General features: G+C 33.1%; 16 protein-coding genes. 12 read left to right on the top strand and 4 right to left on the bottom strand.

Features of this window, described 5'->3' with window-relative positions; all coding sequences use genetic code 11:
• Positions 1-3: 3 nt before the first annotated feature.
• Positions 4-1392, bottom strand: coding sequence for a TldD/PmbA family protein (locus tag JFL43_RS02685; RefSeq protein ID WP_200747815.1), 1389 nt, complete (start codon positions 1390-1392; stop codon positions 4-6).
• Between the two features lie 708 nt (positions 1393-2100).
• On the opposite strand from JFL43_RS02685, the gene JFL43_RS02680 reads away from it, so the two are divergent.
• Entirely contained in the window at positions 2101-3006 is a 906-nt protein-coding gene (locus JFL43_RS02680) for an HNH endonuclease (protein WP_200747814.1), read from the top strand.
• A 126-nt stretch (positions 3007-3132) separates the two neighbouring features.
• On the opposite strand, the gene JFL43_RS02675 is transcribed toward JFL43_RS02680, so the two are convergent.
• Positions 3133-6012: a DUF3427 domain-containing protein gene (locus JFL43_RS02675; protein WP_200747813.1), complete on the bottom strand. Its 2880-nt coding sequence runs from the start codon at positions 6010-6012 to the stop codon at positions 3133-3135.
• Between the two features lie 21 nt (positions 6013-6033).
• Positions 6034-6429: an 8-oxo-dGTP diphosphatase MutT gene (gene mutT, locus JFL43_RS02670; protein WP_200747812.1), complete on the bottom strand. Its 396-nt coding sequence runs from the start codon at positions 6427-6429 to the stop codon at positions 6034-6036.
• Positions 6430-6830: 401 nt separating this feature from the next.
• Between mutT and JFL43_RS02665 the strand changes: the two genes are divergently transcribed.
• The 4 genes from JFL43_RS02665 to JFL43_RS22955 all read left to right on the top strand — a co-directional run bounded on the left by JFL43_RS02665 (position 6831) and on the right by JFL43_RS22955 (position 11039).
• Positions 6831-7310 carry a metal-dependent hydrolase gene (locus JFL43_RS02665; RefSeq protein WP_200747811.1) on the top strand — a complete coding sequence of 160 codons (480 nt, stop codon included), beginning with the start codon at positions 6831-6833 and terminating at the stop codon, positions 7308-7310.
• Positions 7311-7572: 262 nt separating this feature from the next.
• Positions 7573-8064: a M15 family metallopeptidase gene (locus JFL43_RS02660; RefSeq protein WP_200747991.1), complete on the top strand. Its 492-nt coding sequence runs from the start codon at positions 7573-7575 to the stop codon at positions 8062-8064.
• A gap of 574 nt (positions 8065-8638) precedes the next feature.
• Complete coding sequence (gene mqo / locus JFL43_RS02655; RefSeq protein ID WP_200747810.1) at positions 8639-10126, top strand: malate dehydrogenase (quinone); 1488 nt, start codon at positions 8639-8641, stop codon at positions 10124-10126.
• A gap of 784 nt (positions 10127-10910) precedes the next feature.
• Positions 10911-11039: a response regulator transcription factor gene (locus tag JFL43_RS22955; protein ID WP_200747809.1), complete on the top strand. Its 129-nt coding sequence runs from the start codon at positions 10911-10913 to the stop codon at positions 11037-11039.
• Between the two features lie 377 nt (positions 11040-11416).
• On the opposite strand, the gene JFL43_RS02645 is transcribed toward JFL43_RS22955, so the two are convergent.
• Positions 11417-12361 (bottom strand): LCP family glycopolymer transferase, encoded by a 945-nt coding sequence (locus JFL43_RS02645; protein ID WP_200747808.1) that lies wholly within the window; start codon positions 12359-12361, stop codon positions 11417-11419.
• A gap of 342 nt (positions 12362-12703) precedes the next feature.
• On the opposite strand from JFL43_RS02645, the gene JFL43_RS02640 reads away from it, so the two are divergent.
• The 7 genes from JFL43_RS02640 to JFL43_RS02610 all read left to right on the top strand — a co-directional run bounded on the left by JFL43_RS02640 (position 12704) and on the right by JFL43_RS02610 (position 21447).
• The gene (locus JFL43_RS02640) at positions 12704-13960 is read left to right on the top strand and encodes a glycosyltransferase family 4 protein (RefSeq protein WP_200747807.1); all 1257 of its coding nucleotides are present in this window, start codon (positions 12704-12706) and stop codon (positions 13958-13960) included.
• Positions 13957-15282: a glycosyltransferase family 4 protein gene (locus tag JFL43_RS02635; protein WP_200747806.1), complete on the top strand. Its 1326-nt coding sequence runs from the start codon at positions 13957-13959 to the stop codon at positions 15280-15282. Before JFL43_RS02640 ends, JFL43_RS02635 begins: the two co-directional genes overlap by 4 nt.
• A gap of 18 nt (positions 15283-15300) precedes the next feature.
• Positions 15301-15558: a hypothetical protein gene (locus tag JFL43_RS02630; RefSeq protein ID WP_200747805.1), complete on the top strand. Its 258-nt coding sequence runs from the start codon at positions 15301-15303 to the stop codon at positions 15556-15558.
• Positions 15545-18262 (top strand): glycosyltransferase, encoded by a 2718-nt coding sequence (locus JFL43_RS02625; protein WP_200747804.1) that lies wholly within the window; start codon positions 15545-15547, stop codon positions 18260-18262. The genes JFL43_RS02630 and JFL43_RS02625 overlap by 14 nt, the downstream gene beginning before the upstream one ends.
• 172 nt (positions 18263-18434) lie before the next feature.
• A complete protein-coding gene (locus JFL43_RS02620) occupies positions 18435-19712 on the top strand; it encodes a nucleotide sugar dehydrogenase (protein ID WP_200747990.1) in 1278 nt (425 codons plus the stop codon).
• Complete coding sequence (locus tag JFL43_RS02615; RefSeq protein WP_200747803.1) at positions 19709-20512, top strand: ABC transporter permease; 804 nt, start codon at positions 19709-19711, stop codon at positions 20510-20512. Before JFL43_RS02620 ends, JFL43_RS02615 begins: the two co-directional genes overlap by 4 nt.
• Positions 20513-20526: 14 nt before the next feature.
• Complete coding sequence (locus JFL43_RS02610; RefSeq protein ID WP_200747802.1) at positions 20527-21447, top strand: ABC transporter ATP-binding protein; 921 nt, start codon at positions 20527-20529, stop codon at positions 21445-21447.
• Positions 21448-21663: the final 216 nt, after the last annotated feature.

The following is a 21663-nucleotide window of genomic DNA, read 5'->3' as shown; positions in this document are numbered from 1 at the left end:
TGTTTATTCCCCCTTTGTCCCACCGACCGTAATTTCACTAACGCGAATCATCGGCTGGCCTACATTTACTGGAAGACTGCCACTCAATGATCCACACATTCCCGCACCGTGTGCAAGGTTATTGCCGACACGATCGACAAGCTGTAATGTCTTTGCGCCATTGCCAATAAGTGTTGCACCGCGTACTGGGCGGTCAATTTTGCCATCTTTTACGATGTATGCTTCAGCAACTGCGAAGTTATAATCACCAGTAGCCGGATTGACTTGGCCACCACCCATATATTTTGTGTAAATACCATATTCTGTTGAAGCGATAATATCTTCTGGTGTTGAGGTACCCGGTGCGATATACGTATTAGTCATACGTGATGTTGGATTGAAGCGGTATGACTGACGACGTGAAGAGCCTGTTGGTTCAGCATTCATACGACGTGCATTAAATTTATCAATTAGATAACCTTTCAAAATGCCATTTTCAATTAAAACATTTTTCCGTGTTTTCTCACCCTCATCATCAATATTAAGGGAACCCCATTCGTTCGGTAATGTACCGTCATCAATGTAAGTAACGATATCCGGTGCAACTTTTTCCCCAATTCGGTTTGCGAAAACTGAATTGTTTTTTGCAACAGCTGTTGCTTCAAGCCCGTGTCCACAAGCTTCATGGAAAATAACACCACCAAATTCATTGTCAATGATGACTGGGAATTTCCCGCTTGGGCATTCATCTGCTTGAAGCATTGTAACCGCAATGCGAGCGGCTTCACCTGCATAGTGACCCAGATCTAAGTTTTCCATAAATTCAAATCCGGCATGAGCGCCTGGCCCGTAGAAACCAGTTTGCAGTTCATTGCCCTCAGAAGCAGTCGCTTGAATGGAGAGTCTGCTATAGACACGTGTATCTTCAACAAATTTACCTTCTGAGTTAGCAATAAGTATATTTTGCTCTTCGTCCAAATAGCGTAAACCAACCTGTTTAATACGTTCATCATAATTTCTCGCAATCTCATTTGCCTGTCTCATGATAGCAGCTTTTCTTGCATGCTCCACAGTCTGTGGCATTTGTGAGATTTTGTGAATCGGGTTAAATGTCTCTTTTTGGAGTGGGTGAACGGTACCCGTGACTCCTCCTTTGATAGCAAGTGCTGCTCGTTTTGCGGCTAATAGCAAGCCTTCTTCTGAAATATCATTCGTGTATGTGTAAATGCTTTGAAGACCCGAGAAAATACGTATACCTATTCCAAAATCACGACCGGATATACTTTTCTCTATTTTTCCACTTTGTAATTCCATTGAATTCACATACTTATCTTCAATGAATAATTCAGAAAAATCACCACCTGTAGAAAGAGCGGCTTCAAGTACGTGTTCAATGATAGATTGTTTGATCATAGTTCTTTCCCCCTTTTCTAAATTATAACGCAAGGATAAGGGAATTTTTATATTAAATTGAAAATTTTGTTTTTAATTTGGTAATTGTGAAAACTGTGGTCAAAAATTAATGGTGACAGGCCCAAGCTATATCAAATCTCCATGGTAATTTAGGTGTAATCGAAGGTACATAAGCAGTAGGGGAGAAGATTATGAGTATGAATGGTACACCAACCCCCACCTCCCCCACACAACAAAGAAATTACACTATCTGCTCCAATATTTCTTTAAAGCGTTGAACCTGCTCTGTTTCTATCTCGTAGATTTCTTAATGTAGCAGTTGACGGTGGACGTTGTGAATCTTTTTTTGGCGCTATTTGTAGAAGACTTCATGTAATGTTTCAACTTGCTTTGGTGAGTTAGTACATTTTGAATCCATTGCTCCTACTTCGTTTGATTTATTTACTGTAAAAGATCGTAATTCATTAACATCGTATAATGGGGGATGAACTCGAACCGAGGATTCGCTTCGAGTAAGTTGTAGATGGATTATGAAGCTCCGTTATCTATTGATGAAATAACCGGAATATTAAGTTAATAATTTATCCACTGCTAATGATAGAGAGACAATCATTTTAGAATTGATAATGTAGATAAAAGCATCAATTTACAGTCTACAGCCTTATTAATGGTATGATTGTATTAGAATAATGTAAGAGGTGTATTCGCGTGAATTTTTATATTGTTATGCAAGGACAAACGTATGAAGAAGAGAAAGAACATAATATTATTTGGTCACAACAAGTAGACAAGAGTGGTCAAACCCCGCATTTCTGGGGACGAATGAAAGAAGTGGAAACAGGGGACTGTATTTTTCACTATGTAAAAGGAGATATTGTAGCAGTAAGTATTACTAAAACAGATTTTAGTGAATCGGTAAATCCATATAAAAGTGAAAATAGTGTTGATGGTTATTCAGTTGAGACAGTTTATGAAGAATTAGAGAAGCCGCTTAATATTAAATTGCATTTTGAAGAGATTCAGCCGCTCCTTCCTTTAAAGTATTCTGCATTCCAGGAAAATGGCGATGGAAATCAGGGCTATCTATTTCCTTGTAATGATCTATTAGCGATTAAATTTCTGGAACTTATTGGCGATTTAAATATTTATGAGGAAGATCAGGAACAGCTAGAATTTGCGATCGGGCCAATTGTAAGTAAAGAGCGTAACAGTATAATTCCGATAATTGCAGAAACAGAAGCAGAAGCGAAAGTAAAAATCCGTAAAGGTAATCAAAAGTATAAAGAAGCTTTGGCTCCATTATGGATACATCAATGTGCATTGTGTGGAATTGATTTACCAGCCATGCTACGTGCGAGCCATTCAAAACCTTGGAAAGATAGCACGAATGAAGAGCGGTTAGATCCATACAACGGTTTGTTACTATGCTGTAATCATGATGCTTTATATGATAAAGGCTATATAGCATTTGATGGTACTGGCAAAATTCATATATCAGACAGACTAAATGAAAGCGATTATGAAAAGTATGGTATTAATTCCAAAATGCGTGTAAATAGAAGTGAACTAAATAAGAAGTATTTTAAGTGGCATAAGAAGAATGTATTTAAGTAGATATATTCCTCTTTTTAAAGCTTTATTTGAGAATAAAAGGTAGTTTAAATGTAATAATTCTTGATTTATTTACTTTATAAATAGGTGAAAAAAAACTCGAAGCAAGAATTTGCTTCGAGTTTTTTATTATTCTTCTACTAAATAATGATACATATTGTAGTCTACTGGATGCTCTAAAATCATGTTCATTGTAACAACATTGTAAGCTTTGCCTTTATCAACTAATTGATCGTTTATGGCACTAGATTCATCAACTTTTACGTTTCCTAAGTAATAAAAGTCTTTGCCTTCGCCATTATGCTTTTTAACGAATAAATGTACTGTGGTATTTTCTGAATAAGATTTAACAATTGGTGCAATATCTTTTGCAGTAATTTTCCGATTTTTAGTTGAACACCATTTGAACACTTCATTTGATAGAAATTCATCCATATAATGTACTGTTGCATCATCTTCTACTTTATGATAATTCACAAATATTGGGCATGTATTTGATTTTACATGTCCACCATTCAGGGTCCCTTCTTCATTGATCTCCCAATTTAGAAGGCGACAAACATCTTTTCTTGAATATTTTTTATATATAGTGAATGGCTGAGTCGAATTAAATTGTTTATTTTTTTCTATGGCGCATCCAATGATATCTTCAATGAATCTCTTATAATTTTCATTTTTTAAACTTTGAACTATATCGTCATTAAACTTATAGTAATCGTTATCCAATATTATTATTGGTTTATTTCCATATTTTTCACGGGCAACTGTGACAAAGAAGTTTAAAGATAAGATGTTTTCAACTGAATGAATTGTCTCTTCATCAACATATGTACCGAAATCTTTTAATAGCTTAATAAACTCAGATTTAGTAATCGAATCGTTTTGTAGCAAGGTGTCAATTAACAAAACTTCATGAATTCTTTTTCCATTTAAAAGTTCAATTGAAAACATGGATAAAGTTTTTAATTCATAGTCCGTTAATGAAGGGAGTTCTTCTTTCATTTTTATTAGAAATGAATAATAGTTATCAGAGTAATTAACTATTACTTCTGGATCAAGAGATTCTTGATGTATGAAATCTAGCATTAAAGGGATTTTTCCTAAGCGATTTTTTAGCTCACTATATGTCTCTTTTAATATTTTAATAGTAGATAGATTTGTATTATTTATCGCTTCAAAAATACGTTTCTTCGCAATTTCTTCAAAGTTTATCGTTGAAACACCTTGAATATAATCTGTATTAACAGTTCTTCGGCGTACGTTATCTTTATTCATTGACCGATCACCTGAAAGAGCAATAGGGATTAGATAGTTATTTTTATAGTTACCTATAAAGTCGATAATCGTAACATAATCCTTTGAATCATGTTTACGCAACCCTCGTCCTAATTGTTGGATAAAGATTATGCTCGATTGTGTTTGACGTAGCATCACGATTTGATTTAGGAAGGGAATATCAATACCTTCATTAAAAATATCGACAGTTAGAATATATTCAATCCCACCGGAGTTCAGTTTTTTTATGGCTTCTTCACGTTCATTTTGTGAATGATCACCGGTTAAAGCACATGTTTTCAATCCTTGATCATTTAATGTATCTGATAATTGGCGAGCTTCTTCCTTAGAACTGCAAAACATTAGGCCACGAACTTTATCTCCGGAAAAACCATAGTAGTTAATCTTTTCAATAATATGCTGTACGCGCTCATGTGATACAAGCTTTTGTAGCTCAGTAACTTCATCAACACTGACACCGTCTTTTTCAAACTCTGTAACACCAAAGTAATGGAAGGGGCAAAGCATATCTTCTTCAAGTGCTGCCTGTAGGCGAATTTCATACGCAATATTGTAATCAAAAAGTTCATATATATTAAAGTTATCAGTTCTCTCAGGTGTAGCTGTCATACCTAGTAAAAATTCAGGTTCAAAATAATTAAAGATCGTTTGATAAGATTTCGCTCCAGCACGATGCACTTCATCAATTAATACATAATCAAACTCGTTGCGTTCAAATTGTTGTAGATAGCGTTCAGATGAGATGGTTTGAATCGTTGCAAATAGATAACGAGCTTTCACTTCTTTGAAGTTACCCGATAGAATACCATAATCCTCTTCGTTACCACCTAAAATTTTACGATAATCTGACATCGCTTTTTTTAAGATTTGCTCGCGATGTACAATGAAAAGCATTTTTTTAGGCTGGAAATTTCGAACATCGAAAGCGGATAAAAATGTTTTACCAGTTCCTGTTGCAGAAATGATAAGTCCTTTTTTTGCACCGGTTGAACGTAATGCTTTAATTTGCTGAAGTGCATCATTTTGCATTTTGTTAGGTTTAATAGAAAGACTCTCTGCTAATGTGTTTGTAAGATATTCTGTTCTCATTTCAATAATATTTGAAGAATCACTTTTAATGAAAGGTGCCGCTATATAATTTTGTTCATAAGCTGCAATCCAATCGTTTGTTAATGGAGTTCCTTCATGCCAGGCATCATCAAACTGATTTTTAAAATGGTGAATAACTTCTCCTTCTTCTAGTGAGGTTACAAACACATTCCATTCGAAATTTATCTTTAAAGCGCTATCTGTTAAGTTTGAGCTGCCAACTATTAGTGAATAATAATCTTCATGCTCGAAAATATATCCCTTTGAGTGGAATCCTTTAACGCTAGTTAAACGGACTTCAACATTTGTAAGTTTTAAAAGCTCTTTAAACATTTTAGGTTGGTTAAAGCTTAGGAATGTTGATGTTAAAATTCGGCCCTTAATCCCTTTTTTATCTAAATCATAGAGCATCGTTTTTAAAGTAGCCAATCCACCTTCAGTGATAAAAGCAACTGAAAAAGTAAAAGCCTTACATGTTTTTAGCTCTTGTAATAAAGTAGATAGAACATTTTCATGTGCTTTATTTGTAAGTAGTTTTGGTTTGAATTGTGCTGATACAGGCTTGCTTTGATCGATAAAGCCCTTATGTAATGAACTTTCAATTTTACGTATTAAATGCTCCATTTAATTCACGCCCATATTATATTATTTTTGAATAGCTAGTTTACTTACCGCAGGAATATCTGCAGGAGCGAAATCTAGTTGTGAAAGATTTTGACGTTGCACCCATTGTGCTTCAGCGTGCTCACTAATGGTAGGTACACCTTGTACGATTTTGGCCATGTATGTTTCTAAACGGACAATGACCTTTTCATATTCGTATGTTGTATCTTCAACTTTTTGGCCAACTTCAATTTTACAGCTAAGCTCCTCATTAATTTCGCGTTTTAAAGCCTGTTGTGGTGTCTCACCAGCTTCAATTTTTCCACCAGGAAATTCCCAGTAATTTGCAAGTGACATATCAGGACTTCTTAACGCACAAAAAATTTCTTTTTTTTCATTTTCAATTATTGCACCAACAACGTGAACAGATTTTTTCATATTATATAACTCCTTTAATGAGAACTTAATTTTAATTTTACAGTACTTTGAGGGGTAACGTCATTAGTTGTTTAAATTAAGATCAATTAAAATGTGAGTTTTAAGGTGGGGGAGTGAAATTTATCTATGTGGTTAGAAAGCTGGAGTTTTTACTCTGCGCTTAGGATTTAACGACTCGAGTCACTACCTGAACTATAAAATGGAATCAACCTTAAGGGAGAACGGCGCCACTTCTTTCATACCCTAAAACGAAGTCAAAAATATAAATAGACTATTTAAGCAATATTTACTAACTTCTTTAATCTATTTATCACATAATCATCATTTCACATACAAATATGAATCGAAATAGTGTAATGTAAGAATGCATACAATTTAATAGAATTAAGGAGAATGAAAGCATGACAGGAAATACTCACATCATAGGTGGCATTGCAGCAGGTCTTGCTTTTGCACAAGTTTCAAATTACGATCCAATAGTACTGGTTGGCTCTAGTATTGCAGGGGCATTGCTTCCGGATATTTGCCACGGTGGCAGTAAAATTGGACGGACGTTTCGTATCACATCCAAAATCGTCAATAAGGTATTTGGTCATCGATCGTTCACCCATAGTTTGCTGTTTTTATTCCTTATGGCCATTGTCATGAATACATATATTTCGAATGAATCCATAACAGCAGGTGTATTAATAGGAATGGTCAGCCATTATGTGCTGGATATGGCTACAAAAAATGGCATTAAGTTATTGTTTCCACTTAAAATCACAGTGCGCTTGCCACTTACAACACGCACAGGTAGTAAGGTGGAAAATGTAGTCGCTACTGTATTAACAATTTGTAGCGTGTATCTTGCCTACCAAACCATCATGCATCTACTTTGAAACAAGCTTTTCCTCTTACGTCTTTATAGACATAAGGGGATTTTTTAGTCTACATAGAATATGTATTTTTATGATTACTAACTAAGAACCTGTTTGTTTCATATTCAATTAAAATGTATGAGGAAAAATGAATGATTCATACTATAGATGAATCGTTTTTAAAGGAGAACAGTTAAACTTGAAAAGCATCGTTGATTATCATTTAATAGCGTGGATCATTATTCTTCTTTTTGTTGTTATTTTATTTTTTGCCTATAACCACATGAAAGAAGACAAATATCTTTACTTAGGGGATGATGCTCCAATCCCAACGGAACTGCATCCGATTGTGGAGGGAAATAAAAATATTCTATTAGAAAAAGCAGCAGAAAAAAATATAGATGTCATGATTACAGCAGGTATTAGATCATTTGAAAAACAGGATGAGTTGTACGAACAAGGTAGATCTACTGAAGGAAATATCGTCACTTATTCAAAAGGTGGAGAATCTTATCATAATTATGGATTAGCCTTTGATTATGCCATAAAAAATGCTAATGGCGCTATAGAATGGGATGTCCAATTTGATGGTAATAATAATGGAGAATCCGATTGGTTTGAAGTAGCTGAACTAGCTAAGGAACTTGGTTTTGAATGGGGTGGAGATTGGAGAAATTTCAAAGATTACCCACACTTACAAATGACATTTGGATTGAGTATTCCCATGCTTCAAAAAGGGCATCGTGTACCTTATGAAGAGAGGCAAGAAAGTTGAGATTATCCAATCTTAACGTATAAATTTTTTCTTAAGAGAATCCTCCAATGGATTCTCTTTTATTGTGCTCCTTGTATAATGTAAATAATGCACCAATCCCAACGGAACTGTGGCTTTGAAATAAAGTTTAACCTTTTTTAATAAAGTTGCACCGTTTTGAAAAAAATTATTCCGGTTATAAAAAGATGAACTATTTATATATGAACTTTAGATTAAGAATGATAATTTATAAAGGGTTGATCAAAAATCCTATGTTGATATGCAGGATTGTTTCCTGTTTAGCAATCGGTCCAGATTGTAGGGGAAATTGCTATCGATTAAATAAAATTATTTGGAAATATTTTACTTTATAATTAAAAGTGGTGAGCCTTACCATAAATAACGGCCAAATTTAGTTTGATGTAATTTGGGGATGTTGAAAAATCATGTGGATTTGAGTCGATTTTGGGCCTATAGAGGAGTATAATTAATATTGAAAAGGTATGTTCCTAGGTTTCGTCTTGGCTTGCTGTGATGTCTAAGCAAGAACGGCCTATATCCTTTTTGCAAATCTTAAGGTAGAAGGATGGTAAGAATGAGTAACAGACAAAATAAAACAGATGTTATCTTAATTGGTGCCGGAATCATGAGTGCGACTTTGGGGACAATGCTCAAAGAATTGGCACCAGACTGGAACATTACAGTGTTTGAGAAACTTGCAGACGCAGGAGAGGAAAGCTCAAACGAATGGAATAATGCGGGAACAGGGCATGCGGCACTGTGCGAGCTTAACTACACTTCCGAAAAAACGGATGGATCCATAGATATTAGCAAAGCTATAAAAGTAAATGAACAGTTTCAGCTTTCAATGCAGTTTTGGTCTTATCTTGTAAACAACAATCTGATACGTAATCCTCAGGACTTTATCATGCCATTGCCTCATATGAGTTTAGTACAAGGCGAAAAAAATGTAGAGTATTTGAAAAAACGTTTTGAAACGATGTCAAACAATCCGCTGTTCAAAGGAATGGAATTTTCCGATAATCCAGAAAAGCTAATGGAATGGATTCCGCTTATTATGCAAGACCGTCCTACGAATGAAGCTATCGCGGCAACAAAAATGGACACTGGCACAGACGTCAACTTTGGTGCTTTAACGCGTATGTTATTTGACCAGTTAAAAACACAAAACGTCGATATCAACTACAATCATAGTGTCGAAGGCATTAAACGTACTAAAGACGGCTTATGGGAAGTAAAAGTGCACGATACCGATGGCATTAAAATGGAATACCATACTGCAAAATTCGTCTTCCTTGGAGCTGGTGGAGGAAGCCTTGAGTTACTACAAAAAACAGGTATACCTGAAGGGAAACACATTGGTGGATTCCCGATTAGCGGATTATTCATGGTATGTAAAAATCAAGAGATCGTAGAGCAACATCATGCAAAAGTATACGGCAAAGCTGCGGTTGGTGCTCCTCCAATGTCTGTTCCTCATCTTGACACAAGATTTATCGATAATAAAAAATCGCTACTATTTGGACCGTTTGCAGGCTTCTCACCTAAGTTCTTAAAAACAGGTTCTAATATGGATTTAATCGCTTCTGTAAAACCGCATAATATCACAACGTTATTGGCGGCAGGTGTTAAAGAGATGGGATTGACAAAATATTTGATCCAACAACTTATGTTATCGAAAGAACAGCGTATGGAAGAGTTACGTGAGTTTATCCCGAACGCTAAGAGCGATGATTGGGATATTGTAGTTGCTGGCCAACGTGTACAAGTTATTAAAGATACTGAAGCGGGTGGTAAAGGAACGCTTCAATTTGGTACGGAAGTTGTAAATGCTGCTGATGGCTCAATCGCTGCATTGCTAGGTGCTTCTCCAGGTGCTTCTACAGCCGTTCATGTTATGCTTGAAGTAATCGGAAAATGCTTCCCGGAACATGCAAAAGAGTGGGAACCAAAATTAAAAGAAATGATTCCTTCTTATGGCATGTCACTAGTGGAAAACCCAGAGCTTCTACAAGAAGTTCATACTGCAACAGCGGAAGCGCTAGGTCTAAACAAAGACTAGTCATATAGTTAATTCTCTGGATGTAGAAACAAAGGTATTCATAGAAGATAAACCATTTTCAATTGTTTTTGCTCGAATTTCTTGTTGCGGTATTAGAATGTTTTTTTAAAATTGAATTTTTGTATATGACATTCAGATACGACCTTCTAAAAATTATAATATTTTGCTTTGTTAGAGATTTATTGTTACATATTTAAACCTCCCTTAGCTATATAAGTAAGGGAGGTTTCTAAAAATTATATAAAAAACTAATGCCGATAATCTAGATAAATAGAAAATCGGCTTTTAGTAATTATTTAAGGGTTTTTAATGTATTCCATTAGAAATGCTAATAGGATTTTTAGAAAAATAACAAAAAATCAAGGGGATTCCTGGGCAAAATTTAGAAAGAGCATACGTAGAGATGGATCTGATATTTTGGTGTACAAATGGGAAATGTATTTTAAGTTATAATGAAAATAAAATCAAGAACATTATGTATTTCTTAAATCTGGTGTATTGATTAGGGAAATATTAGGTTGTTATTTACCGTTGAAATGTTTTTTTATGTTCAATATTTACGTATGTTACTACATTTTTAGTTGATTGTAGCGGAGGTTTCTTACCCACAGAAAGCGAGCATCCCGTAGCGGAAATCAACCTACCACTTTAATAGTAACGGTTAAAATTGGTTAATGAACACGCCTGTTCTTAAATAAAAGAATTGTTGTTTTTAAAATTGAGACAGCATAGACGTTTTATATTTTACTTTGAAATATACGAATCTATGAATGGGAGGGCACTCATGAAAATTCTATTAGCGGAAGACGACCATCGTTTAGGTAAGATGTTAGAACATATGCTAAAAAGCAAAGAAGGATATTCAGTGGAATGGTATACAAATGGAACTGAAGCATATCCCGAGCTCAGCTGAAGAGTAGAGCAAGGGCTGCAAGCAAGTATTATAATGCGAAACACTGCACGCCATGTAGTGCTAACACCTATATATTGGTGAGAGAGGGTAGTTCTTGTATATGCTACCGGCTATTTTGGACGGCCTGTGAGGATCTCTGGGTAACTCAATATATCTTTATTTTTTTTTGCATCAATATCGACTACTCCTATTGTCTATTTACTCGTCAGTTTAATAAGAAAACAGAAAATTCATTGCCAATAGAAGTTAGTAAACAGTAAGTAACATGTTAAATAATAATTAATCCCCCTCTGGTTCAGTTAAAAGCCAGAGGGGTTTTTATCTCCTAAAAAAAGCCGATTATAAGCCAAAATCACGGCTTATAGTCAGCTCCTATACTATGATAATTCCAGATGATCACGTAATGAACTAGAAACTTTTTTCAACTCAACCTCATCCATCTTATAATACCAAACCGCATCAATAATTTCGCCAGCACCTTTATCAAAGTGTAATTGATCAATATTGGTGATAGAGTCTTTATAATTTTTTTGAAGATCTATCATTTCGGAAAATGTTAAGTTGGTCTGTACGTTTTCCCCTAGAGAATTAAAAATATCCTCATAATTTAATAGACTATTAACAGATACAGCTTTTTTTAATATTCCCGAAATCAATTGTCTTTGACGATTTTGACGACCAAAATCCCCTTCAGGGTCATTGTGACGGTTACGAACATAGGCAAGTGCGCCTTTACCTTCTAAAGTAATCGTACCTACAGAGAAATTATAACCATTTTGCTCAAAAGCCCGAGTATTTTCGACCGTAATCCCATCAACAGCATCAATCATATTAGCGAAGCCATCCATATTGATTTCAACCACGTAGTCGATTGGAATATTCAATAAATCTTCAACAGAATCCATGGACATTGTAATGCCACCAAAAGCATAGGCATGGTTTAACTTATCATTCGTATTATTTCCTACAATGGCTGTGTATGTATCGCGTGGGATACTGAGCATTTTAGTATCTCTTGTATTTGGGTTCACTGTTAAGACGATGATTGTATCCGATCGACCAACACTATCATCTTCACGATTGTCAACACCTAGTAATAAAATCGAAAACGGGTCTTTTCTATCAAAATCTACTTGCTCTGTACGCTGTTCTGATTTAGCACGATCAATAGCGACATATGTCTCTTTTATATTAGCAGTGAAGCTATGGTACATACTATAAGCAAAGCCACTAATGCTAAGTACAAGTACGACTACAATGCCGACAAACCATCTCCATTTGTTTCCCTTTTTATGGTATTTTCCGCTTTGTTCTCCTGCCATTTCAAGCCTCCGTTACTAATTTGTAAAATCCTTCGCTTTTGTCAAAATCAATTTGGATGCCCTCCTGAAAATAGTACTAATATTTCCTTCGCTGTGAAAACATTATACGTTATAACATCAATTTACAATATAAGAAACCTATTTATTGCAAGAAAATTTACATAATTTACATAACGTTAATGATAAAGAATCATTACATTAACAAATTATGTAAAGTGTTATGCTAGAATAAACTCGTTGCCAAATATTTTGAAAAATAATACTATTCTTAATGCCTTGAGGTGAAAAAACAACATTCATATTTTTTTCAGTAAAGCTATTTTATTTAGGAGGATGCTCTAAATGTCAAAACCTAAAATATTGATCCTAACACAAAATTTCCATCCTGAAATTGGTAGCCATGCAAATAGAATAAATAATATTTTTCAATTATTACAGATGGAAGGTTACGAGGTTTCTGTCTTGACAACAGAACCATCCTATCCTAACAAACACCTATATGAAGATAGAAAATTTTGGGATAATAGTTCGTTAAATAATAGTAGCAATATCCACAGGGTTCATGTTAAAAATAGGAAATATGCTTTTAGTATGTTAAACAGACTGATCTATTATATTGAAATTTCGTTGAAAATGTTATTTTATGTTCTATTTGATAAACAAAAATATGATGCTGTATTCGTTACATCACCGGCTATCTTTACCGCTTTTGTTGGCGTCATAGCAAAATTTAGGTATAAAGCAAAATTCGTTTTAGACATTAGAGATCTTTGGCCAGAATCATTAAAAGGTGTAGGAGTATTCAATAATAATTTTATTATTAAGTTTTTTTCCATATTAGAGGTTTATTTATATAGAAAAGCAAACCATATCGTCATTAATAGTGTTGGCTTCCTGGATTATATAGTAAAAAAGGCAAAAGTAGATAGCAACAAAATCATATTTATTCCGAATGCTGCAAGAGAATATGAATTAAATCCGGTAAATAAAAATCATGAACAGTTTAGAGTCATTTACACGGGTAATATCGGACTTGCTCAGGATGTAAATTTCCTTAAAAAATTAGTTCATAACTTGGCCAAAAATCATATTAGGATCACTATAGTGGGTTATGGACAAAAGAAAAATGAACTTTTGAGTTTTATAAAAGAAAACAATTTGCAAAATGTAACGATTAAGAATCCTACTACAAGAAATGAGTGTTTAAAGTTAAATGCAAGACATGATGTGGGTGTACTTGCTTTAAATAATAAGGATGTATTTGATACTGTTTTACCTGGTAAATTAATTGACTATATGTCATCTGGACTGCCTGTTGTGGCTGCTGTTTCAGGTTATTCAAGACAACTTATTGAAAAAAATAAAACAGGCTTCGTTTCTGAAAATCGAGATGCAGATGAAATAGTAGAATATATTTTGATGTTAAAAAATAATCCTAAATTAAGAGAAGAAACGGCAAATAACAGTTCTAATTTAATAAGAGATCATTTTCTATGGGAAAAAAATATTAAAAAATTAACAAGTTTATTTGAAGAAGATTTTCGATTCGCAGAAGCAGCACCATTAAATAACAAAGTAGATAGGGATATAACATTATGAGTAAAAACGTATGTATGTTTGTTTGGAATAATTTCACAAATGATGCGAGAGTGCTAAGGGAATGCACTGCTTTATCAGAGGAAGGGTATAAAGTAGACCTTATTTGTATTCATGATCCAAATGATGAAGAGATGAAATATGTAGAGAAAAGAAATGAAAATTTTAATATATATAGGGTTAGGAGATACCCTGTTTTATTTTCAATAATTCAAACGTCCTACAGATATTGTTTGGATTATAAAATAGCAGGGGGAATTTCTTTTATAATTTGGTTGTTTTTAGCCTATTATTTTCCTGTAGTAATTCTACCATTAACAATAATGGGACTGCTCATTCTAAAGACAAAGGCAAAAACAGTGTTTGTTAGAGGCAGTATAATAACACGAATGATCATAAAGGGCAGAAAGAAAAAATATGATCTGTATCATTCGAATGATTTAAATACATTACCCCAAGGTTATATATGCTCAAAATGGAGATTAAAAAGGAAACCACTTATCTATGATTCTCATGAAGTCCAAACAAGCAGAACAGGTTACGATAGTCCAATTTATGGCAAGATGGAGCGTTTCTTCATTAAAAGAATTGATTCTATGATAGTAGAAAACCATACAAGAGCTAAATATAATGAAGATTTATATGGCTTTTATCCAAATGTAGTGCATAATTATCCGTTTCTGGAGAGCGTTATTTCAAATGAAAAAGTAAATCTTCATGAAATGCTTCATTTACCTACAGATGAAAAGATACTTCTTTACCAAGGGGGTATTCAAGCAGGAAGAGGATTGGAGCAATTAATACATGCGGTTCCAAAATTTAAGGAAGGGACGCTTGTACTAATTGGTGATGGCAGAATTAAACCCGACTTGGTGAAAATGGTTAAGGAAATGGATTTTCAGGAGAAAGTAAGGTTTATTCCGAAAGTACCACTTAGTGAATTACCAAGATATACAAGAAATGCTTATCTAGGATTTCAAGTGTTAAACAACACAAACTTTAATCATTACTCAGCTTCATCAAATAAATTATTTGAATATATGATGGCAGAGGTGCCGGTTGTCGCTTGCGATTTTCCTGAAATTAAAAGAGTAGTCGAAGGAGAAAATACGGGAATCTGTATAGATTCTCATGACCCTAAAGCAATTGCTGATGCTGTGAACAGATTATTAGAGGATAGAAAATTACGCAATCAATTAAGTGATAATAGTTTAAAAGCAAGTGTGATATTTAACTGGGAAAGAGAAAAGGAAATGTTCATGAATGTTTATACAAAAAGTATTTTAAGTGATTTAGAAACAATTGAACCTACCATGTCTAATTAAATACTAGGAGTGTTAACTTTGGAGTTGAAAACAAATGACACATCTGAAGAATTGGATCAACTAAAAAAACAATTAATATGCGAAAAGCAGTCTAAAATAAGCGTTTTTGAAGAGCTGTTAAGAATGTACGAAAATGAAGAAAAGCTGTTAACATCGTACAAACAATTATCGTCGCAATATTATGCAATTAGTCATTCGAAACTTGGTAAATTAACATATGCTTATTGGAAATTTTTAAAAAGAATTAAGCGAGGCAACAAATATGAAAATAGCTAATCTGGATGAGCAAATCAACCATTTAAAATCAAGAAAAGAAATGATTGAAAATGCCATTAAAAAAGAAAAATATGAAATTGATTATTTATTAGAGAATGGTGGATTACCCAGGAGTATCTTAAATGAATCATTTATTTTATTCGAAGATATGGTAGACGCATCAAATAATATGAATAAAGAGGAATATTTAAAGTATAGAGAAGAAGTAGCCGATTTAGAGTATTTCAATCGAGTAAAACCTTTACTCCAAAAGATACCTGATAGTAATGGAAGTCGGTATTACCAAAGATTTAAAATAAATGTCGGTATCATAGCTGATGAATTTTTATATCAATCCTACAAAGATGTAGCTAACTTTTATCCAATTACATTAACCAACTATAAAGATTATAAAAATCAATTAGATATCTTATTAGTTGTAAGTACTTGGAAGGGATTGGATAAAACATGGGTTGGTTTAGGAAATCCTTCTTCCAATAAGAGAAAAGAAGCATATAAGATTATACATTTCTTTAAAAAGAATAAAGTTAAAACGGTGTTTTACTCTAAGGAGGATCCTGTTAATTATGAGGAATTCATAGGATTAGCAAAAAAATGTGAGTATGTATTTACTACAGCAAAAGAAAAAATTGAAAGTTATAAAAAAGATTGTCATCATGACAGAATCTTTGTATTAGAGTTTGGTGTAAATCCACTTTATCATAATCCAATTGGTATAAAAAATATTCAAAAAAGTGACGATGTTCTCTTTGCTGGATCTTGGTTAACGAAATATCCTGAAAGACAAAAGGAAACAATAGAAATATTTGATGGCGTAATTCAAGCAAAGAGAAAATTGAAGATAATTGATCGGAATTTTCATTTAAATAAGCTAAACTACTTTTTTCCAACGAAGTACGTACAATATATTTCACCTGCTATCGAACATCAATATCTTCAAAAAGTTCATAAATTATACAATTGGGCTATCAATTTAAATTCTATAAAATATAGTGAGACAATGTTTGCGAACAGGATTTATGAACTACAAGCAATTGGAAATATTATTATATCTAATTATAGTGTAGGGGTGAATGATAAGTTTCCGAACGTATTTCTAGTGAATGAAAAGAACGAGATTAAAGATATTATGAACGGATTTACTTGTGAAGAGGTATATAAACACCAAGTAATAGGCATTCGAAATACCATGTCTTCGCACACTACGTTTGAAAGATTTGATGATTTATTAGCTTGTATAGGGTTTAGTAGGCAGCTACATTCGAAAAAAGTACTGGTTGTGGCAGATATTATGAATGCAGATGTATTAAGGGGTTTTGAAAATCAAACATATACCGAGAAGCATTTAATAGGCGAGGCAGATTTAAATGAACAAATAAAAACACAGTATGATTGCATTGCCTTTTTTAAATCAAAATATAAGTATCAAGAATATTATCTAGAGGATATGGTAAATGGGTTTAAATATACAGATTCTGACTATATTTCGAAGAGTAGTTACTATAATGGTAGCGAGCTTATTGAAGGCATAGAACATAATTATATAAATGAAATGAAAGATAAATATAAAACTGTCTTCTGGGCTGCTTCTTTTCATGCAAATGAATTGCTAAATATGAAACAAAATCATAAGAGAGCAAATGGCTATTGTATTGATCACTTTGAATTAAATACAGCATCTAATAATCAAGTACTGAAAGAGAATAATTGTGCTTATGAATTATCTGTCATAATCCCAGTTTATAATAATGGGCAATATTTGTTAAACAAATGCTTTAATAGTCTCAAAAGAAGTAGCATTTTCGAAAAGATGGAAATCATCATGATAGATGATGGTTCTTCAGACAAAGAGACTCTCGTAGCTATTAATAGAATAGCAAGGGAACATCCTAATGTCATTTCTAATTTCTTTCCTGAGGGTGGAAGTGGAAGTGCTTCAAGGTCAAGAAATAGGGGAGTGGAACTTGCTACTACCAAATTTGTAACTTATTTAGATCCAGACAATGAAGCCGTTAATGATGGGTATGCCCAATTATTAAATGTATTACAAAGTAATAAAGAACTAGATATAGCAATTGGTAACATGATTAAACTGGATAATACGAAAATTAGTAATTTTAAATATTATAAAACGGTAATGGATGCATGCCATAGTAATATTATAAATCATCCAAAACAATTATTAATGGATACTAACTTGAGGACACAAAGCATACAGGCATTAGTAGTAAAAAGGGAAATCATAATAAGCAACAACTTGAAAATGGTTGAAAATGCAGGTGGACAAGATACGTTATTTTTCCAAGAATTACTGTTGAATTCGAGTAAAGGAGCTGTAGTTGATAGAGATATCCATATTTATTACGCAGCTGTGTCAGGATCTGTAACGAATACGGTTACTAAAAAGTTTTTTGATAAATATTATACATTAGAAAAAGAAAGACTGTCGTTTTTGATCAAAAACGACATGTTAGATTTGTATATGGAGAAAAGGTTTAACTTCTACTTTAGAAATTGGTATCTCGTTAGAATTAAAAAAATCAATCACGAAGATCAAAAAGAAGCAATTGATACTCTCTATAAGATTTACGCATTATATCAAGATTCAGTATTGAAAAAATCTATGGAGGTAGAAAAATTTTCTGCTCTATATGAGAAAGGGAAATATAAACAAATTATAAAGTATTTTTCTAGCATTAACTAAAATGCGAAGAATCATTTTGAAAGGAAGTGAATACGAAATAAGGACATAATCCTCTCGGCAAAGAAGAAACGTTAGTCTAATCGATTCGTTTAAATCGAGCAATTTCAATGTCAAAATGATACATCGAATACCTAATTAAAATTACTACGTTGAATATTGGAGGAAAATAATGATGAGATTATGCACGATCGGTCTAGGTTATATTGGCTTACCAACATCTATCATGTTCGCAAAACACAATGTAGAAGTAGTAGGAGTAGATGTTAAGAAGGAAGTAATAGATTCATTGAATAACGGGAAAATCCATATTCAAGAGCCAAGATTACAAGAAGCGTTAGACGAAGTCATTTCAATGGGTACTTTTAGAGCATCAATTACACCTGAAAAGGCAGATGCATTTATTATTTCTGTACCAACACCTAATAATAATGATCAATTTAAATCTTGTAATTTAACCTATGTGATTAGTGCAGTAAAATCGGTATTACCATATGTAGAGCAAGGTAATATTATGATTGTTGAATCTACCATTGCTCCTCGTAGTATGGATGATGTCATCAAACCATTAGTAGAAGAAGCCGGCTTTGTCGTTGGAAAGGACATTTTCCTTGTTCACTGTCCAGAAAGAGTATTACCTGGTCAAATACTTCATGAGTTAGTATTCAATAATCGTATTGTAGGTGGAATTACTCCTGCATGTGCAGAAGCAGGGGCCATCGTATATAACACTTTCGTAAAAGGAGAAATTATAAAAACAGATGCTAAAACAGCTGAAATGTCTAAGCTTATGGAAAATACATTTAGAGATGTCAATATAGCACTTGCTAATGAATTGGCAAATATATGTAATGAGTTAGAAATTAATGCACTAGAAGTTATCGAAATGGCCAATAAACACCCACGTGTCAATTTACACACACCAGGGCCAGGCGTAGGCGGACACTGTTTAGCTGTTGACCCATATTTTATCGTTGCGAAAGCGCCAGAAATTGCACAATTAATAAATTTATCTCGTACGATTAATACCTCTATGCCGCAAATTGTAGTAGAAAATATCAATAAATTAATGAAAAATGTCGATGGAAAAGTGGTAACTGTTTTTGGTCTAACATACAAAGGAAATATTGATGATATTCGTGAGAGTCCAGCAATCGAAATTTTTGAACAATTACACGCACAAAGTGAATATGAGATACGTGCATACGATCCACATATTAAATTAGACTGGGTTATTCAAGATTTGGAACAAGCAGTGAAAGGTTCAGACCTCATCGTCGTATTATCGGATCATCATGAGTTTAAGGAGTTTGGAGCTGCTGATTTTATCTCCATGTCAAATAAAAGAATTTTTGATACAAAAAATGTAGTGAAAAATGTTCCGAATGATGTTGAATATATTAACTATGGCAATCTTTATAAATATACTAAAAAGGAAGCTACTGCTGTATGAACTTTGTTTGGCAAGTTTTGAAAGAACAATTCCTACATTTAAATTTGATATTTCGATTGAGTATATATGAAGAAAAAGGAAAATACGCAATGCACTACTTAGGTGCTTTATGGCAAATATTAAACCCATTTATTCAAATAGGCGTTTATTGGCTCATTTTTGGTCTAGGAATAAGAAAGGGTTCTCCTGTTGAGGGAACCCCATTTTTTCTATGGTTAATTATTGGCCTCGTACCTTGGCTATATATCAGTCGTACTATTACGCAAGGTTCAAATAGTATTTATGCAAAAGTAAATTTAGTATCTAAAATGCACTTCCCGGTAAGTGTATTGCCTACCATTATAATCGTGGGAAATTCAATCTCTTTAATTCCCATGATTATCATTTCATTTGTTATAGCTTTAATATATGGTATTTTCTCAGGTATTTATTTAGTACAAATACTATATTATTTATTTTGCTTATATTTCTTTCTCTTTGCATTAACATTGTTGTTATCAACACTCACAACGATCATTCGAGATATTCAGATTATGGTACAGTCAATTGTTCGATTAATGATGTTTTTCTTACCAATTGTCTGGAATGTTCAAAATTTCCCTGAACTATTTGTCGGCATTTTGAAATTAAATCCATTATTTTATATTATCGAAGGATTTAGGCATTCTCTGTTAGGAGGACATTGGTTTTTCGAAGACCTTCCGTATACTATTTATTTTTGGAGTATAACCATCTTAGTACTTACAATTGGTTCATTTTTGCATATAAAATTCCGTGATAAATTCGTTGACTACCTATAATCGGAGGAAAAGAAATGAATCCGAAAATTCGATTTATGAATGTATCGAAAAGTTTCAGTCTATATAGAAAGCAATCTGAAAAGTTATTTGATATTATTTCTCTAAAAAAAGATAGAGATCAGTTTTTTGCACTAAGAAATATCAGTTTTGAAGTGAATGAAGGAGAAGCCATTGGTCTTATTGGACTAAATGGATCTGGCAAATCTACTCTTTCAAATCTTCTAGCACAAGTAATTCCTCCAAGTTCAGGAATGATAGAAATTAAGGGAGAAACATCATTAATTGCTATTTCTGTTGGATTAAATAATTCATTAACAGGTTTAGAAAACATTAAGTTGAAATGTTTAATGCATGGTTTAAATAATGCTGAAATCGATCAAATAAAATCAGATATCATAGAGTTTGCCGACATAGGGAATTTTATTAACCAACCTGTGAAAAATTATTCTAGTGGTATGAAATCCCGTTTAGGTTTTGCAATATCTATTCATACGAATCCTGATATATTAATTGTAGATGAAGCATTATCTGTTGGAGATCAAACGTTCTACAAAAAATGTCTTGATAAGATCAATGTATTTAAAAGCCAAGGCAAAACGATTATTTTTGTCAGTCATTCATTGTCCCAAATAGAAGCGTTCTGTGAGCGAGTGATGTGGATTCATTTTGGACAAATTAAAATGTTTGATGAAGCAAAAAAAGTGATTAGTGATTATAAAAAGTTTATTAACTGGTTTAATTTATTAAGTGAAAAAGAAAAGAAAAACAGTAGAAAAGAAATGTTGGATGAACAATATAAAGTGGAATTGATCCCTTCAAATAGCCACATACAACAGATAAAGAGGAAAAGTAAAAAATCGAACGTTGCATTTGGCATACAGATTTTGGTGTTATTATTTGTAGTCATTTTAAGTGCATCCTATATGTTATTGTGATTTCCCCAATGTAAGAGGAATTGATAGAGATATTAGACAATGAATGACTAGTATCATAATTTGGACTGTAACATTCTTAGGTTGCAATTATTAAAACAGAGTACAATACTTATATTTTAACAGGCGTATTGATTAGGGAAATATTAGGTTGATATTTACCGTTAAAATGGTTTTTTATATTCGATATTAACGTATGTTAATACATTTTCTAGTTGC

Source organism: Viridibacillus soli (genome assembly GCF_016612995.1).
Taxonomy (GTDB): Bacteria; Bacillota; Bacilli; order Bacillales_A; family Planococcaceae; genus Viridibacillus; species Viridibacillus soli.
The sequence above is the reverse complement of the archived record's forward strand: the minus strand, read 5'-3'. Positions and strand labels throughout refer to the sequence as shown.

What these genes read in the sequence shown, in the direction of transcription:
- JFL43_RS02625 (WP_200747804.1), top strand. Translation starts at nt 15,545, where the DNA reads ATGAAAATAGCTAATCTGGATGAGCAAATCAACCATTTAAAATCAAGA.
- JFL43_RS02610 (WP_200747802.1), top strand. Translation starts at nt 20,527, where the DNA reads ATGAATCCGAAAATTCGATTTATGAATGTATCGAAAAGTTTCAGTCTA.
- JFL43_RS22955 (WP_200747809.1), top strand. Translation starts at nt 10,911, where the DNA reads ATGAAAATTCTATTAGCGGAAGACGACCATCGTTTAGGTAAGATGTTA.
- JFL43_RS02675 (WP_200747813.1), bottom strand. Translation starts at nt 6,012, where the DNA reads ATGGAGCATTTAATACGTAAAATTGAAAGTTCATTACATAAGGGCTTT.
- JFL43_RS02660 (WP_200747991.1), top strand. Translation starts at nt 7,573, where the DNA reads ATGAAAGAAGACAAATATCTTTACTTAGGGGATGATGCTCCAATCCCA.
- JFL43_RS02645 (WP_200747808.1), bottom strand. Translation starts at nt 12,361, where the DNA reads ATGGCAGGAGAACAAAGCGGAAAATACCATAAAAAGGGAAACAAATGG.
- JFL43_RS02640 (WP_200747807.1), top strand. Translation starts at nt 12,704, where the DNA reads ATGTCAAAACCTAAAATATTGATCCTAACACAAAATTTCCATCCTGAA.
- JFL43_RS02635 (WP_200747806.1), top strand. Translation starts at nt 13,957, where the DNA reads ATGAGTAAAAACGTATGTATGTTTGTTTGGAATAATTTCACAAATGAT.
- mutT (WP_200747812.1), bottom strand. Translation starts at nt 6,429, where the DNA reads ATGAAAAAATCTGTTCACGTTGTTGGTGCAATAATTGAAAATGAAAAA.
- JFL43_RS02615 (WP_200747803.1), top strand. Translation starts at nt 19,709, where the DNA reads ATGAACTTTGTTTGGCAAGTTTTGAAAGAACAATTCCTACATTTAAAT.
- JFL43_RS02665 (WP_200747811.1), top strand. Translation starts at nt 6,831, where the DNA reads ATGACAGGAAATACTCACATCATAGGTGGCATTGCAGCAGGTCTTGCT.
- JFL43_RS02620 (WP_200747990.1), top strand. Translation starts at nt 18,435, where the DNA reads ATGAGATTATGCACGATCGGTCTAGGTTATATTGGCTTACCAACATCT.
- mqo (WP_200747810.1), top strand. Translation starts at nt 8,639, where the DNA reads ATGAGTAACAGACAAAATAAAACAGATGTTATCTTAATTGGTGCCGGA.
- JFL43_RS02685 (WP_200747815.1), bottom strand. Translation starts at nt 1,392, where the DNA reads ATGATCAAACAATCTATCATTGAACACGTACTTGAAGCCGCTCTTTCT.